This is a genomic window from Shewanella sp. 0m-8, assembly GCF_052977265.1.
The window spans coordinates 34,648-51,841 of the sequence record NZ_JBRIMB010000011.1 but is presented as its reverse complement, the minus strand read 5'-3'; the positions used below and the strand labels follow the sequence as shown (position 1 = coordinate 51,841).

The 17,194-nt window shown below is 44.6% G+C and carries 13 protein-coding genes; 7 read left to right on the top strand and 6 right to left on the bottom strand.

What is annotated here, in order from left to right; translation table 11 throughout:
• Window positions 1-3 precede the first annotated feature (3 nt).
• Window positions 4-1,047: an inorganic phosphate transporter gene (locus ACVBIO_RS07640; RefSeq protein WP_447172325.1), complete on the top strand. Its 1,044-nt coding sequence runs from the start codon at window positions 4-6 to the stop codon at window positions 1,045-1,047.
• A gap of 42 nt (window positions 1,048-1,089) precedes the next feature.
• Window positions 1,090-3,009, top strand: coding sequence for a methyl-accepting chemotaxis protein (locus ACVBIO_RS07635; protein WP_447172324.1), 1,920 nt, complete (start codon window positions 1,090-1,092; stop codon window positions 3,007-3,009).
• 47 nt (window positions 3,010-3,056) lie between these two features.
• Here the strand turns inward: ACVBIO_RS07635 and ACVBIO_RS07630 are convergent, their stop codons facing one another.
• Window positions 3,057-3,704 carry a TetR/AcrR family transcriptional regulator gene (locus ACVBIO_RS07630; RefSeq protein WP_447170096.1) on the bottom strand — a complete coding sequence of 216 codons (648 nt, stop codon included), beginning with the start codon at window positions 3,702-3,704 and terminating at the stop codon, window positions 3,057-3,059.
• A 121-nt stretch (window positions 3,705-3,825) separates the two neighbouring features.
• Here ACVBIO_RS07630 and ACVBIO_RS07625 point away from each other — a divergent pair, with 121 nt between their 5' ends.
• The gene (locus ACVBIO_RS07625; RefSeq protein WP_447158919.1) at window positions 3,826-4,713 is read left to right on the top strand and encodes a LysR family transcriptional regulator; all 888 of its coding nucleotides are present in this window, start codon (window positions 3,826-3,828) and stop codon (window positions 4,711-4,713) included.
• 105 nt (window positions 4,714-4,818) lie between these two features.
• Here ACVBIO_RS07625 and ACVBIO_RS07620 read toward each other — a convergent pair whose 3' ends face one another.
• From ACVBIO_RS07620 to ACVBIO_RS07605, 4 genes are all read right to left on the bottom strand, one after another.
• On the bottom strand, window positions 4,819-5,925 hold the full coding sequence (locus ACVBIO_RS07620; protein WP_447172323.1) for a hypothetical protein: 1,107 nt from the start codon (window positions 5,923-5,925) through the stop codon (window positions 4,819-4,821).
• 133 nt (window positions 5,926-6,058) lie between these two features.
• The gene (locus tag ACVBIO_RS07615; RefSeq protein WP_447172322.1) at window positions 6,059-7,303 is read right to left on the bottom strand and encodes a hypothetical protein; all 1,245 of its coding nucleotides are present in this window, start codon (window positions 7,301-7,303) and stop codon (window positions 6,059-6,061) included.
• 343 nt (window positions 7,304-7,646) lie between these two features.
• A complete protein-coding gene (locus ACVBIO_RS07610) occupies window positions 7,647-8,000 on the bottom strand; it encodes a cytochrome c3 family protein (protein WP_447158922.1) in 354 nt (117 codons plus the stop codon).
• Between the two features lie 28 nt (window positions 8,001-8,028).
• Window positions 8,029-9,549, bottom strand: coding sequence for a flavocytochrome c (locus ACVBIO_RS07605; protein ID WP_447163504.1), 1,521 nt, complete (start codon window positions 9,547-9,549; stop codon window positions 8,029-8,031).
• A gap of 668 nt (window positions 9,550-10,217) precedes the next feature.
• Between ACVBIO_RS07605 and ACVBIO_RS07600 the strand changes: the two genes are divergently transcribed.
• Window positions 10,218-11,150: a LysR family transcriptional regulator gene (locus tag ACVBIO_RS07600; RefSeq protein WP_447158924.1), complete on the top strand. Its 933-nt coding sequence runs from the start codon at window positions 10,218-10,220 to the stop codon at window positions 11,148-11,150.
• A gap of 341 nt (window positions 11,151-11,491) precedes the next feature.
• On the opposite strand, the gene acuI is transcribed toward ACVBIO_RS07600, so the two are convergent.
• The gene (acuI, locus tag ACVBIO_RS07595; RefSeq protein WP_447172321.1) at window positions 11,492-12,472 is read right to left on the bottom strand and encodes an acrylyl-CoA reductase (NADPH); all 981 of its coding nucleotides are present in this window, start codon (window positions 12,470-12,472) and stop codon (window positions 11,492-11,494) included.
• A gap of 272 nt (window positions 12,473-12,744) precedes the next feature.
• On the opposite strand from acuI, the gene exaC reads away from it, so the two are divergent.
• The 3 genes from exaC to ACVBIO_RS07580 all read left to right on the top strand — a co-directional run bounded on the left by exaC (window position 12,745) and on the right by ACVBIO_RS07580 (window position 16,968).
• On the top strand, window positions 12,745-14,265 hold the full coding sequence (exaC, locus tag ACVBIO_RS07590; RefSeq protein ID WP_447172320.1) for an acetaldehyde dehydrogenase ExaC: 1,521 nt from the start codon (window positions 12,745-12,747) through the stop codon (window positions 14,263-14,265).
• 196 nt (window positions 14,266-14,461) lie between these two features.
• Entirely contained in the window at window positions 14,462-16,030 is a 1,569-nt protein-coding gene (locus ACVBIO_RS07585; RefSeq protein ID WP_447172319.1) for a YjjI family glycine radical enzyme, read from the top strand.
• A gap of 59 nt (window positions 16,031-16,089) precedes the next feature.
• Complete coding sequence (locus ACVBIO_RS07580; RefSeq protein WP_447163507.1) at window positions 16,090-16,968, top strand: YjjW family glycine radical enzyme activase; 879 nt, start codon at window positions 16,090-16,092, stop codon at window positions 16,966-16,968.
• Window positions 16,969-17,194: the final 226 nt, after the last annotated feature.

Genomic DNA, 17,194 nt, shown 5'->3' with positions numbered 1-17,194 from the left:
GGTATGGATATCGCAATATGGATTTTTCTCTCAAGTGGTTTATTTCTCGGTTGGTCTTTAGGTGCCAATGATGCCGCCAACGTATTCGGTACAGCCGTTGGTTCAAAGATGGTCAAGTTCTCAACGGCTGCAATCATCTGTTCCCTTATGGTAATTTTAGGCGCGGTAATCAGTGGCGCTGGAGCCTCGCACACACTAGGTGCCTTAGGCAAAGTTTCAGCACTTGGCGGCGCATTTACCGTCGCACTCTCTGCAGCAACCACCGTTTATTTTATGACAAAGTCTGGTTTACCTGTATCGACAGGGCAGGCGATCGTCGGTGCTATCATCGGTTGGAATTTGTTTAGTGGCATGGAAACAGATCCTGAGGCGCTAACAAAGATTTTAAGCACTTGGGTGCTATGCCCAATTCTCGCCGCAATCACTGCGGTTATTCTTTTCAAATGCGTATCGGTCGCTATAAAACGCATCCGGCCTGGACTCTTTCAATTAGACCACTGGACTCGTATCGGGCTAATTGTCGCAGGCGCCTTTGGTTCATATAGCTTAGGGGCAAACAATATTGCCAATGTGATGGGCGTCTTTGTATTGAGCACCCCCATAGATCCAATGGAGCTATTTGGCATATCATTTAGTCCCGCAATGCAGCTGTTTTTTATTGGTGCGGTGGCCATCAGCATAGGTGTATTTACCTACTCAAAAAAAGTCATGCTCACCGTGGGTGACAACCTCATTGCAATGACCCCCATCACCGCTTGGGTCGTGGTGATGGCGCACTCTATCGTGTTATTTATTTTCTCGTCACAAACCTTATCAAATGCTTTTGTCAGCATAGGTTTGCCCGCCATTCCCCTTGTGCCAGTATCTAGTTCGCAAGCCGTTATTGGTGCGGTTATCGGTATCGCGCTACTAAAACGTTTACCCATTCAATGGAAGGTTCTACTAAAAATTATTGTGGGCTGGATGATCACTCCAATTATGTCTGCAATCGCATGCTTTATCGGATTGTGCATTATACAGAACCTATTTAATCAGGTTGTCGTTTAACGTTGAGCGAAAGCGACAATATAAAAGTAAGCAGGAAGACTTATGAAGTTACGTCTTAGATTCAACATACTGCTCATACCAATGGTGGCAGCCGGTTTCATCGCAATCGCCTTTGCAACGATTCATATAAGCCTGAACGCCTTAGAACAAGCATCAACAAAAACAATTAAAAGTAACGGTGCATTACTGCAAAAAAATATCGAAACCTGGGTAAATAGTCAGCTCGGCACTATTAATGCGTTATCAAATAGTCCATTTATCGCTATGGCACTTGACGATCCTTCACTTCGCCAAGCGGCTTCTGAGCATTTGCAAGCCATTGGCGAGCAAGTCGGTGCTCGTAACGTCGCACTACTTGATGGGCAATATATTGCCATTGCCGCAAGCAACCCTAAACGATTAGGTAAAAGTTATGCAAAAATGAGTTATATCGATCTAGCTTATCAAAGTCACCAAGCAGTCATATCAGACCCAGTGAAAAGTCGTGTCGATGGCAAGTTATTAGTCACCATTGCAGCAAAGGTGGCTCCTAATGGCATGCTTTTTATGAGCGTACCTCTAGATAACTTCTATCGCGACCATGTAGATATCGGCAAAATAGACAGTAACAGCAACTCGTTTATTTTATCGCGGGAATGCCAACTCATCGCACATAGAGCAATTAATTCTCTAGCAGAAAATCAACGTATGTTTAAGGGTTTATGCAAAGCCAACAATCAATTAGTTCGCTATTCAGAGCAGGGACTGCACTACTTAGGCTGGGTAAAACAAGAGCCCGTTAGCGGTTGGAAAGTGATCAGCTCAGTGCAAGAGCGGGCAATTAAAGCTAACCAAAGCCAGTTGATAGTCACAAGCAGTATTGTCGCTATAGCGGCTATTGTGATTATTTCGCTATTAATTTTTAAACTCGTCAACCTAATAACCCAGGGCCTTAGCACCGTTTCAACTGCAATAACCGAACTTTCTGTGGGGGATATTGAGTTAAGTCATTTAGATCGCTCTGCCTGGCAGAAGTTGCTTCACAGAAAAGATGAGCTGGGTCATATTGCCCACGCGCTATCTAACTTAATCGACAATCAACGCCGGCAAGTGAATACAGCAGAGACCATCGCCTGCGGCGATCTTTCTTGCCAAGTCACATTAGCCGGAAAGAAGGATCTTCTCGGTCATGCATTAACCAAAATGCTCAGCCACCTTTCAACGCTAGTCAACTCAGTAAAAGCCAGCACTGATGCGATTCAGCAAACCTCTACTGCGCTAAATAAAGATGGTGCCTTGCTGTCAAAAGGCGCAAATAACCAGCTAAACCTAGTTTCATCCATGAGCTCGGCTCTGCATGAAATTGAAAGCCAAACCCAAATCACCGCTGGCTCATCAGAGAATATGAATGCGCAAGGGATAGAGACCCTCGAGCAAGCTAATGCAGGCCATGAACAGATGCAGTCACTGCTTGCCTCACTCGAAGGCATTAATCATTCAGGCAGTGAAATCGCCAGTATCATGAATGAAATCACCAATATCGCCGAACAGACCAACCTTATCGCACTCAATGCTGCAATAGAGGCCGCGCGAGCAGGTGAATTTGGTCGAGGTTTCTCTGTAGTTGCAGATGAAGTTCGTAGTCTAGCTAATCGCACTGCAACGGCGGCTTCCAGAACCATAAAGCTAGTCGACATCTCGCTAGCAAAGATGTCGCAAGGTAATTATATAGCAGAAAAAACAGAAGCAAAATTTGATCATATCATGAGGCAGATTAATGACTCGACCAAGCAGCTTGCATCTATTGCTGATTGCAGCAAAGAACAAGCAGATGCAACCTCAGAGCTCACTAACAACCTTGCTAAGATAGAAGTCGTCAGCATTGATCTAAATAAAATTTCCGATAAGGTTGCAGAGCAATCGTCGCAGCTCAACCGACTAAGTGAACAGCTAACTGATAGCTGTAAAAAGTTTACTATCTAGGGTTAGCGGCCCCTAAAAATCAATCGTAACAAACTATGCTTATTGCCTTAAGCGGCGTTTGCCGCGGGCTCGAGTCTGGTTAACCAGCTGGCATAATCTGCCTGCTTAGGAATACGTTTATCTGAGTGCCCCATCAACTGCGCTAGGGCATAGCTAAATTGATAGTACAAACCCGCGTCATCATATTGCTTGCCCGCATCGTCGCAGTTGATTTGAGCGCCGCGCAGATAGTTGGCAACCAGCTCTGCACGGTTAAAGCCCTCGACCACCCCAACAGACTTGATGAGATCGTTATTCCACTGTATATACTCACCATAAACCTGTTCGAATGCCTGACGGTTATCATCAGTGACTTGCTCTAACAGCTCTGGGTTAGGCATCACACGGGAAATAATAAAACGGTCATATAGCAGATCGTCATGCAGTCCCCAGCAATGGTGCATCAAGAAGCGGGTTAAATAGTCTTGATAAACAGCGTCATCAATCGCGGCTCTTTCAAGGCGTTTTCTAAAATGTGCCGTAGCGACTGCCACGACTAAATCTGCTTCACTTGGAAAATGATTGTAGATGGTGCCTTTGGAGATCTGACTCGCTCCAACCAGGTGAGAACGGCACAAATCAAAGCTTTTATGCCCTCTTAAGCAGCGCTCCGCAATGTCGGTTAAATAGCTTTCTCGCTGTTGCCAGTTACTCATGTCGACCTCTTCACAAATCTAACAATCAATATAATTTAAGTTCACATTCATAAAATAGCAGCCTAGGTATCAAGCGGGTATTGAGTAATACTGATAGCATCATGAATAAACTCAATAGCCCATGTTAAAAATTGAACTATTAGAAAGCTTTATTGCGGTAGTTGAATGCGGAAATCTTTCCAAAGCTGCTGAGAAACTTTGCCGTACACAGTCAACGATAAGCCTGCAAATCAAGAAGTTAGAAGAGAGCGTTGGTAAGCCTTTGTTACTTAGAGATAACAAAGGTGTCACCATGACCGAGTCTGGTAAGACGCTGCTTAACTACGCTTATAAGATGCTGCAACTCAGTTCGCAGGCGATTGACGAGCTAAAAGATTGTCAAAACCGTGAAGTCATACGGCTCGGTGTGCCAACTGACTACATCAATCGTTATTTAGGCAGCTTCTTATTAGAGTTTATTCGCGAGTTTACCTGTATCGAATTAGTCATCGATACCGATGTCAGTGGCAATCTCTATAAGCGTCTACATAATGGCGAATTTGATGTGATTGTTGCGACTCATTGGCAAACACCCGCAGCGGGTCATGGCGAGTTACTATTTGAGCGACGTTTTCATTGGGTTGCAGCCAAAGACGGCAGCGCCCATAAGCGCGAAACGGTGCCGATGGCGTTATATCCAGAAAACTGCCCTATTCGGGCGCAAGTTTTTGCTAATCATCAGATCTCAATGCGCCCCATGAGTGTGCTACTTTCTACGCCCTCACCAACGGCTATGTGTATGGCCGTTGAAAATGATTTAGTCATAGCGCCCATTGCAGAGTTTCGCATTAGCGATAAGATGCAGATCCTCGATCCTATCGAGCATAACATTCCGCCATTACCGACCTTTAATGAGTCGCTGTATATCAACCCAGAGACACAAACTGATGCAACAAATCAGTTAATCAACTTGATCAAGGCCAATGTGCTAGCGCTAGGTGAAGCCACTCAAGCGCAAATGCTTAGCTAAACTGGCTTGAGGCTTAAAGTAAAAATGCCAACGAGAACGTTGGCATTTTTGTATCTGAGCTTAAATAACTAACTTAAATAAACACTTAAATAAACACTTAAATAATTAAAAATAGTAAGCTAGGTTGATATTAAAGCGGTGATCCCAATTATCATTAGTTTCGACTAACCCCAAACTATTGCCCCCAAGCCAAAGCACATTCTTCGCCATATAATGGTCCACATACACAAAGACGGGACCATAGGCTAGCGATACCCCTGTGGAGTTTAGTATGGAGTCATCAAACTCTTCAAAGTCTGGCTGTATCATACTGAAATCGTTATACACAGTTAGGCTACCCCACGAGGTGCCAATACTTTTAGACAAGTTAGCCGTATAGATATTACCTTTACTTGCGACTTCATAGAATCCACCTAGCATACCCATACCAATTTTATCTGGGTCGATTTGGCCATCGTCATACTGGTCAAAATCAAAGGCTAAGTACTGTGCTTGAAAGCCCCAACCGGCATAGTTCATATCAAGGTGCACTGCATAATTTAGCGTATCGCCATTCTCACCAAACCCTGAGTTATATAGCTGACCATACTCAACTGACGCACCCAATATTGTGGTTAGCTCACCACTGGTTAAGGTAAAGCTTTGGCGCGCAACCAGAGTATTGGCTTCTTCGTTGTTATAACTAGTACCATCGACAGTGCCCTTAGCCACAGTACCCGCAAAATCGCGGTGATCAGTGCCGCCGTAAACCGCGTTTTTAATAAAGGCAAATTCAGATAATGAAACCCCATTTTGGTACTGAGCACTGACACCCACGCCATAATCGTCTTCAAAACCCATGTAATAGTTTAAGCTGTACCACCAGTTATGAGATGCGTAGCCTTTATTACCAAAGGGTTTACTAATGACACCACCATTAATGGTGAGATCTTTATTTACATCCCAAAAAGCATAACCGTATTTTAAATGATCATAACCATCATAAAAACGGTACTCCGCTTTAACGCCAATGTCATTCCACTTATCTGAAAAAGTAATAGAAAGAAGATTGAAGTCAAAATCACCCATTTTATCTTTTGATGGCTCGGAATAATCACTGTAACTATAATTTGCCCGAACAGAGCCACCAATATTAAGATCATCTGCAACCGCTGTATGACTTGCCAAAGCCATTAATATTGACAATGGTATTGCTGTATTTAATTTATTCATCTGAAACATCCATTTCATGTAAAATAAATATAAATTGCGTTAATACGTACAACGTCATCATATTAATACAATTTATATTTCAATATCGCCATAAAAAGTGGCAAGGTCATTGCCACCTATACTTATCAAATGACTACCATTTAACTTTGGTTAAGTCGCATTGAATCACTTCACCGCGTTTAGCAGGTGTGCCTGGGTTATTTGCTGATTCACACAACAAAGTCGTGCCGTAGTCATTGCGTTTGTCGTTGGCATTACTGCGGGCCCATACCGATACAATCGCGCGCTCTTCAGGCTTCGCTTCACAACTACCATCAACATCAAATGCGTGAATCGTATTTTGATGGAAGTAGATCAATGGATCTTGCTCGCTGCTGCCAGACAGCCACATTGTTTGTGAGTTGTGCTGTCCCTCATCAAACTGCACCCGACGCACCTTGTCGTCCTCTTTAACTGTGCTAACTAATGGTGAGTCTTCACGGATAGCCATAGTTTTAAATTGATTGGTGCAAGCAGGTACACGCATGTTGTAGTACATTTCAGAAACCGCATGGTTATGGAACGGATACAAGGTATCAACTGACTGAACCGTCATGCCGACTTCTGCCCCCACCTTTTCACCATTAATTTCGTCAATACGCAATAAACCCCAATGACCAAAAACTTCTGCATAGGCATAACCACCGCGAATATTATTGAAATTATTATCATTTCGCTTACTTTCTTCGGCATACATAGGGAACCAGCCAGCTGCTGCCCACAAGTTAGGCAATGAGTTAGCGCTAATGTCGTAAGGGAATACAGCCGGCATTTTCACTTCATCACCGGTGACCATTTTGTAGAAGTTTTTAGTAAAGCTTTTGCCGTATTGCTGCACTTGTTTATCGGTCACTTTCTTATCGAAAAACTCGTCAAAAGTCGTACGACTAAAATGCTGTGCCACTGGAGAATTCTTGCTGAGCTCGCCACCTGGGTTATAAATCCAACTCACATCTTCTCGTGCACCAAAACACTTCTTTGCTTCATCGCTATTGTTAATCACTTGGTAGATGTTTTTAACCATCAGCTTCATATCGCGTCTGTCCATCACGCACATATGTTGCCCACCCTCAGTAGAGTCAACCATTGCGGTATCTGAATTTAAACAACCACTGGCTTGGCCATTGGTTAATGCAATAGCGTAAGCCTCTAAATACGTTAATGTTTCATCCCACAAAATATCAATATACTTTTGATCTTTAGCGCTGTATTGAGGGGAATCACCTAAACACTGAAATTGAGCACTATTAATATCGTTTTTATCTAGAAAGTCAGGAATATCAGCTGCCACAACACTGTTTGATAAAAGTATTGTTGCGAGCACCAGTTTACTATTCATACATCACCCTATTGGTTTAAATTATAATTTTTAATAACTATATAAATACTATATTTGGAATGGTTTCCAAAAATGGTCCGATAGCTAACTTTACTTAATAAAACCCAATATTTGTCACATATTAAAAACAAATGTAAAAGATATAAACAATATTAAAACATGCTTATTTATTAAGGCTAAACCGTTTAAGCCGAAATAATTAAAAGACAAAAAAGCCTCACAATTAAATTGAGAGGCTAAAATAACAATGCAGGAAAAAAAGGCCATAATTAAATTAATTATGGCCTTACTCATTATTCAGTGTCGTTGAGATGAAACGACACTAAAAATATTTGAGTTGAAGTTACTGCTGAAACTTATCAAACTTAAATGTATGACAGTTACTACATAATGGCTGCTTAGTGCCATGTTCGCTATGACACTCTTGGCAAGGAAGCTCTTTGCCGTAATGTAAGTTGTTGTGTGGGTTCTGCCACTTATCATCTTCACTACGTGCTGTTTGCTCTGCTAAGTCATCAACATCATGACACTGCAAACACGCTTGATCTGATGGAAATTGCTTGATGCCATTGTCATGACATGTTTTACAATCTTTACCGATCACTTCTTTATGGTGGTCACGTATTTCTACAGCTTGTGCAGATAAGGTTAGTAGGCAACCAAAGGTTAGCGCTAATACCGCTTTTAATTTACTCATCGCTCATTCCTCTTATTATCTGGCAAGTTTAGGCTTTCATCATGCTGCGCGCAGCCGTCATACCCATCACCATGCATTCAGGAATAGAGCAACTCCCTAAACGGCTCACACCATGAATACCACCACATACTTCACCGGCCGCATATAGGCCTGGGATAGCTTGCCCAGTAAAGCTGTCTTTTACTTCAGCGTTAGTGTTGATCTGCACACCACCTTGGCAGTAATGCACTTTTGGCCATAAGCGAACCACTGTGAATGGCGCCTCAATATACTTACCCTTTGCCTCTGTCATATTCTTACCAAACTGAGGATCATTTTGCGTTTTAACGTACTCGTTATACTCAGAAATTTGCTGCTTAAGCGGCGCTAATGGCACATCGAAATGCTTCGCAAGATCTTCAATTGAGTCAAACTTCCAACCCACATCGTACTTAAGCACTTTCTTGGTATTAGGATGCTTTTTAGAATCCTTATAGCTAGTGATCAAGATTGGAGGCAGAGCGTTACCTTGTGCATCACGACAATTTAGCTCGGCATCAGCACGGGTTTTACGGTCGGCAATCTCGTTCATGAAACGCTGACCGGTTAAACGGTTAATCGCCACTGAATGCGGGAAGTTATAAATAGAGTAGTTAGACACATAACCAAAACCACCTTCATCTGGTGATGCCCATGGGCCAGACTGGATATGTGCTAAGTGAACAGGAACCGCGCCTAGGCGGAACATTTCGTACATCCCTTCACCTGTAGCGCCAGGTGCGTTAGTACAACCTACTTCAGCTGTCAGCGTTGGGTCTTGCGCCATACGCAGATCAACGTTTTGCGCGAAGCCACCTGTCGCCATAATCACGCCACGTGTCGCACGAATATTACTGACTTTACCCGGCTGATCTTCACCAAAGTGATAATTGTCACGCATTTTCACGCCAACGACTTCACCTTTATCACCGACTAAGAAACCTTCAAACTTAGCACGGTTATGAGTATGCACACCTAATTTGCGACACTCATGCAGTAATGGCTGGGTGATCCCCGCGCCACAGCTCACTGTTGTTTGATAAGTACGTGCAACAGAGTGACCACCTAACTGCTGTAGGTATGGGTGATATTCAGAACCCGCATCTAAAGTCATCTGTAGCGCTTCTACAGCGTGTTCAGCTACGTGACGTAATAATGCCTCATCAGCAATACCACGGCCCGACTTTAACTGGTCGGCAACCATGGTTTCTACAGAGTCTTTAACACCTTCTTGCTTTTGCATCGGTGTGCCCGGGGCTGCGAACAAACCACCGTTAATGGCAGAGTTACCGCCAAAATAAGACATCTTTTCGAAAATATGTACATCTTTTGCGCCTTTACGCGTGGCTTCAATCGCCGCCGCTAAACCCGCAAAACCTGAACCGATAATTAGGACTTCTACTTCTTGGTCCCATTTAACGCCATCCGCTTTCTCAGATACGGCCAATGCTGGTGCAGCTAGCGCCACGCCAGCTGCAGCTCCGAATCCTTTAATGAAATTACGGCGTCCTAGCAGATCTTTATTGCTCATCTGTCATCACCCTATTAGTTTTATTAGACGCAATAATCATAGGGCTGGAACCCGTTCCAAAACGGGAGGTAAACAAGGATTTACTGTATACAATAAAATAACATTTACGAATTTTAACCGAGATCTAATGTTTGAGTTTTTTATTACTTTAGAGGTATTTTGGAATCCATTCCAAATGCAGACCAAGTGCAAAGTCCTTAACAACAAAACCCTAAAAATGCTGAGATAGCGCGAGTTTACTTGCATTATGACGTAAGCCGTATCCCCCTTTAAAAGCAAATTTAATCTGGCAACAACCCCACGATATGTTTAGGTTGTATTTTTGTAACCCTGACAGAGAAAACGCACTCATAATCAGCGCAATAATCTCGCCAAGATAGATAACCTTTCGCTTTAAAGGCGATGATTTGATGATTAAACTCATTCAAAATTGATTACAATTTCCGATTATAGTTTTCGATTACAGTTTTCGATTACAGTTTTCGATTACAGTTTTCGATTACAGTTTTCGATTATAGTTTTCGATTACAGATATGGATTCGAGTGGAATTACGGATCTGATACAGGTACTTATATTAAAAAAGCGCTAAACTCTCGATAACAGTAACGATAAGGGTAACTATCACGCCTTTATGCTGCTTAGTATTAATTGGAAAACCTGACATATTATGGAATTAGAAGAGATCTACCGCCAAGATCTGAGCTTATTGATCGCCCTGCAAATTTTGGTCGAAGAGCGCAGTGTCACTCAAGCAGCCAAACGCTTGCACCTGAGCCAATCGGCGACTAGCCGCATATTATCTCGCCTGCGAGAGATGCTAAACGATCCTTTGTTTTCACGTGTTGGCCAGCAACTCGTGCCCACTTCATTTGCACTCGAGTGTTATCAGCAATTACGCCAACCCACAGGCCAGCTCATCGAGCTGCTAACTCCAAAAGCTTTTGTGCCCGAGGAGTGCCAGCAACAATTTTCTATCGCAGTGACTGATTACGCCATGCAGGCATTAATCCCGTTTATTTTGCCCGGTATTTACCAAAAAGCGCCGCAGATCAGGTTAGAGATCGTGCCTGTGCAGCAAAAAGAATTACAAGCGCAGCTAAGTGTTAAAGGCGCCGATATGGCAATTTGCCGCGCCATTGGTCAAACCGGGAATCTGCAGCACACCTTTCTTGGGAAGGTCGGCGTCAGTTGCTTATTGTCCCCTAACCACCCACTGGCTAATAGCGACATCAGCTTAGAAGATTACCTGCATTATCCCCATGCCACCATTGCGATTAGTGATGGGGTCAAGGCGTTGCTCGATGATGCAATAAGCCAATATCCGCCGCGCACCGAACTACTGCGCACGCCGCATCTAGATACCGCGTTGGCACTGCAATCGGTTAATCCGCTGATTATTACCCTGCCAGAAGGCATGGCTGAAATGGCAGCCCAGCGACATAAACTAACAGTTAAACCGCTACCCTTTAAGCTGCAAAGCCTAGATTACAATCTGTTTTGGCATTCTCGCTGTGAGCAAGACAAGGCGCAAAAGTGGTTACGCCAAGAGATAGCTAACGCCACACAAACCTTGTTGGAGCAAACGCCACAAAATCTGTAACCGATTAGTATTTTCTAGCTCCTAGGACGTAGTGCTTCGAGGGCGGACATAATAAACAAGGTTCTAGGTTCTAGGCCCTAGAGCGCTGTGCTTCGAGGACGGACTTCGTCCTACTAGGAAAAGCAAACACCAAAACAGTGCCTTTGCCACTTTATGTAGGTCGGCATTTATGCCGTCAAAAAAATAAATCGAATTAGAGATGGATTGAACTGCAGATAGACATCAAAGATATGGGTCGCATGCATGATGGGCTAAAGCCCAAACTACAGAAGAAAGCATGCTTTTCCGGCTTTCCTAGGACCTAGGCTCTTTCTCAGCTTTTCCTAGATCCTAGCACCTGCTTATAGCTGAACTAGCACGCGACCAGTTACCTGGCCTTTAATAATCCGCTGTGCAAATTCTGGCACTTGCTCAAGCGAAATCGTCTCGCAAGCATCTTCAAAGTAGCTAGCTGGTAGCAAGTTAAGTACCGCTTCCCACGCTGCTTGACGCTTGTCAAACGGGCAAGAAACCGAGTCAACACCTAGCAGCCTCACGCCGCGTAGAATAAATGGCATCACGGTAGTGGGTAATGCAAAGCCACCCGCTAAACCGCAAATAGCAGCTGCGCCGCCGTAATTCATCTGTGCTAATGCGGTTGCCAATACCTTATTACCAACGGTATCCACTACGCCGGCCCAGCGCTGCTTTTCAAGCGGGCGCGAGTCCACTTCAAGCTCGCTGCGATCAATGACTTCACTGGCACCTAACTTAGTTAGCAAGGCACCGTTTTGCTCTACGCGACCGGAGCTTGCCACCACACGATAACCTAACTGCGCTAGCAAGGTCACCGCAACTGAGCCAACGCCACCACTGGCGCCAGTGACTAATACATCGCCATCACTAGGCTGTACACCTGCCTGCTGCAATGCTTGAACACACAACATCGCCGTTAAACCTGCAGTACCAATCTGCATCGCTTTAGCAGCATCGCAATTGCTTGGCATTGGCACTAACCAGTCGGCTTTAACACGGGCTTTTTCAGCTAGACCACCCCAGTGATTCTCGCCCACGCCCCAACCAGTTAAAATCACCTTGTCACCCGCCTTATAACGCTCATCGCTTGACTCAAGCACGGTTCCCGCAAAGTCGATACCCGGAACCATAGGGAAGTTACGGATAATTTTGCCAACACCTGTAACCGCTAAGCCATCTTTGTAATTGAGTGATGAACATGAAACGTCCACCAACACTTCGCCTTCAGGCAAGTCTGCCTCGGTGATTTGACGAACACTCGCCAAAGTAAGCTTTTCTTCTTGGGTCAAAACAAGTGCGTTAAACATGACAAGTTCCTATTTAAACTGATGAGAGAAGCATAGGCCATAAATAGTTATGAATGAAGTGCATATTTTGCATAGAAACAATGCACAGGATTCATCTTTGATAACGACTAGCACAAATAACCAAAACCAAAGGCTCTAATTATTGTTATATGGAGCAACAATATAGCCAAAAAACCTAGCAATAAGCTACTCGACTTTTTTCCTATACCCTCGCCATTATTTTATCTACTACACTGAGTTATCGCATAAATAATACACAAGGAATCGTTCGTATGATTTATAACAAACCAGGCACCCCCGGCGCCATTATCAATTTCAAACCACAGTACCAAAATTTCATTGGCGGTAGATGGACTAAACCGGTTAATAATCTTTACTTTAACAATACTTCCCCCGTAGATGGCCAGGTATTTTGCCAGGTGCCACGCTCAGGTTCAGTTGATATTGAACTTGCACTCGATGCCGCCCATGAAGCCAAAGACAGTTGGGGCAAAACAGCGGTCACTGAGCGTGCGAACATCTTGCTGCGCATTGCCGATCGCATTGAGCAAAATATTGAATACTTAGCCATTGCCGAAACTTGGGATAACGGTAAAGCTGTACGCGAAACGCTAGCGGCCGATCTACCCTTAGTGGTCGACCATTTCCGCTATTTTGCTGGCTGCATTCGCGCCCAAGAAGGCAGCGCCGCCGATATTGATGCTAATACTGTTAGCTACCACTTTCCCGAACCCCTTGGCGTGGTTGGTCAGATTATTCCGTGGAACTTCCCACTGCTGATGGCGGCATGGAAAGTTGCCCCCGCGCTCGCTGCTGGCAACTGCGTGGTACTCAAACCTGCTGAGCAAACACCGGTATCAATTCTAGTGCTGCTCGAACTCATTGAAGACTTACTGCCAAAAGGCGTGCTGAATGTGGTCAATGGTTTTGGCGCTGAGGCCGGCCAAGCGCTAGCCACCAGCAAGCGCATTGCAAAACTGGCCTTTACTGGCTCAACCGAGGTAGGCCATCATATTTTAAAGTGCGCCGCTGAATCATTGATTCCATCAACCGTCGAGCTTGGCGGTAAGTCTCCTAACGTTATTTTTGCCGATGTAATGGATCATGAAGATGAATACCTCGATAAAGCCATAGAGGGCATGTTGTTGGCGTTTTTTAATCAAGGTGAAGTCTGTACCTGCCCATCACGCGCATTAATTCACGAGTCTATTTACGACAAGTTTATTGCTAAGGTGATTGAGCGCTGTAAAACGATTAAGCAAGGTAACCCACTCGATACCGATACCCAAGTGGGCGCGCAGGCCTCGCAAGAGCAGTTCGATAAGATCTTAAGCTACCTGGACATAGGTAAAGATGAAGGCGCTGAAGTATTGATTGGTGGCGACATATGCAAACTTGAAGGTGAACACGGTCATGGCTTTTATATTACGCCGACAATCTTAAAGGGCACCAATGATATGCGCATCTTCCAAGAGGAAATTTTTGGCCCAGTCATTTCGGTAACTACCTTTAAAGATGAGGCAGAAGCCTTAGCGATTGCCAACGATACCGAATACGGTCTAGGTGCAGGTGTATGGACTCGCGATATGAATACCGCCCAGCGTATGGGACGCGGCATTCAAGCGGGACGCGTATGGATTAACTGTTACCACGCCTACCCTGCTCACGCCGCCTTTGGCGGTTATAAAAAATCAGGTATTGGCCGTGAAACCCACAAGATGATGTTAGATCACTACCAGAACACTAAGAACCTGTTGATCAGTTACGATGCTAATCCGCTAGGTTTCTTCTAGCTCGCTTTACCTTGTTCTCACCTTATGCAGGCTGGCAGTTGCCAGTCTGCCCCGCTCACCGACTCACTTTCAAATAAGTTGAGAACCCTGGCTTCGGATTTCCAAATTGGCAATCACTCTTTAGCCGTTTTTCACTATAAGAATTCAGCGTTAGCATCTTAAAATATATCCATAAAATATTAGTGGATACTGCACCATGACCGTCGCAAACAGAATCGCTCAAATAGCTCGTGACCCTAACCTTTCGCCAAAGCAAAAGTCTAACTTCTTAGCCTTAGAAGCAGAAGCGAGTCTGCCTTATGTTGAGGTGTCAGATGCCGTAGCCGAGGCCAAAGAGCAAGGTGTTATCTGTGATATGTTTGAAGGCAACGCGCCGTTCAAGCCAAGATATGTTCTGCCCGATTACGCCAAGTTTTTACAAAATGGTTCTGAGTATTTAGAGCTAAGCCCGGCGCAAGACTTAGATGAAGCCTTAAATGCATTAACTATCATCTATCACCATGTACCATCAGTCACCAATATTCCCGTTTATCTAGGTCAACTCGATGACGTGCTATTACCATTTTGCCAAGGTCTTGATGACGAGACTATTTATCGTAAATTAAAGCTATTTTGGATCATGCTAGACCGCACCTTGCCAGATGCCTTTATGCACGTAAACATCGGCCCGACAGACAATATTGTTTGCCGCACCATTTTACGTGTCGATGCCGAGCTTAAGCAGATAGCGCCGAATCTAACCTTTATGTACGACCCACAAATTACGCCGGATGAGCTACTACAAGTTGCCGCCAGCAATATTTGTGAGTGCAGCAAACCCCATATTGCTAACTACCCAATCCATGTCAACACTTTTGATAACAAAGGCTTCGGCATTGTCAGTTGTTATAACTCTCTGCCATTAGCCGGTGGTGCCAACACCTTAGTAAGACTGAACCTAAAAGAGGTCGCCCTTAAAGCCAATAGCATCAGTGACTTCTTCGATAATATCCTGCCGCAATACTGCCAGCTCACATTCGAGTTGATTGACGCACGCGCTAAATTTTTGCATGAAGAATCTAACTTCTTTAATAGCTTTTTAGTTAAAGAAACCTTGATTGAAGAATCACGTTTTGCACCTATGTTTGGGATCTACGGCATGGCCGAGGCTGTTAGCATTCTGCAGGGCACACCTGATTTCAATGAAGACAACATAGACCAATCAAGAGCAGATAAGCCAAGCAGCCATTATGGTCATAGTGCGGCAGCTAACGAGCTTGGGCATAAGATCTCTAAAGCACTCGATGCCATCGTAAAATCAACACCTGTAACTTACGGCTACAACGGCCGAGCGTTATTGCACTCGCAGGGCGGCATTAGCATCGACAAAGACGTGACGCCGGGCGTGCGTATTCCCTATGGCACCGAGCCCAACCCGATTGCGCATATTCAAGCGCTCGCCGAGCATCACCAGTATTACACCTCGGGGATTAGTGACATTCTCACCATAGATGAAACGGTTAAAGCCAACCCACAGGCGATGATGCAGCTGTGCAAAGGTGCGCTGAGTTTAGGTTTTCGCGAGTTTACCGCCAACGTGGCCTCAAACGACTTGATCCGCGTCACAGGTTATATGGTTAAGCTGTCTGATATCGCCAGCTTTAAAGCAGAGGGCTCACGCACCAATACCACATGGTTAGGCGCTGAGGCAGCAGAGAATACTAAGATTTTGCAGCGTCAGCCTCGTGTGGTAGCTAATGAGCATGCGCCGGTATACGCCAAATAACGGCCAAGTAAGCTGCTTATAAATTAACAATTAGTTTAATACAGGGTTTAGAGTAAAACATGGGCAGAGTCGCGACGGTTAACCAAATTATTCCCTTCTCTTGCGTCGATGGTCCAGGCAGTCGCCTAGTCATCTTCCTGCAGGGGTGTAATTTTAGCTGCAAAAATTGTCACAACCCGTACACCATAGACATGTGCGACAGTTGCGGCGATTGCGTGGCCACCTGCCCAGCAGATGCGTTAGCTCTGACAACAACAGTTCAAGGTAAATCTAAGATCGTTTGGGACAGTGACAAGTGCACCCAGTGTGATATTTGTTTAACCACCTGCCCTAAGCAATCTAGCCCTAAGACTCGTCAATTCAGCGTAGAGCAAATGCTTACGCTCATCCGCAGCCAAGTGCACTTTATCAACGGCATCACCGTCAGCGGCGGTGAAGCCACTTTGCAACTGCCGTTTATCGTCGAGCTGTTTCAAGCGATAAAAGTCAGCGCAGATTTAGCTCATTTAAGCTGCATGATCGACAGTAACGGCTATGTAAGTGAAAACGGCTGGCAGCAAGTTATGCCCTACCTAGATGGCGCGATGATCGATCTAAAGTCCTGGCAAGAGCACACTCATTATTACATCACAGGCCGCGATAATCATCGGGTCTTTAGCAGTTTAAAACGGCTTGCGGCAGAGGGAAAGCTATACGAAATACGCTTACTGTATATTCCGAGAATAAGTGATATTGACAGTGAGGTTAATGCCATAGCAGGCTATCTAAGCCAGTTACCTGCCAATGTAAGAGTTAAGCTTAACGCCTTTCAACATCATGGCGTAACAGGCGAAGCCCTTAATTGGCCAACTTGCAGTGAAGCGCAGATGCTTGAGTTAGCGGCACGGCTAACTGAGCGTGGAGTACGTAATTTAGTTTTACCCAATGTTTATTTGTAGGCTTTGAGCTAAGCCTAACTTTGTAGCTTTTGAAGCTAAAACTTTGAACCTTTACCTCGTTCGTTATTTGCATCCATGAAGCAGCTTCTAACACTGGTGGTTCCAATTTTTTGAAACTGTTACGCAGTTGAGAGCTAAAGCGAAGAACCTTTAGCTTCTTCATCGCTTGACTCTTCAAACCAACTTATCATATTTGTGGTTCCAATGGCCTGCAGCCGGCGTATGT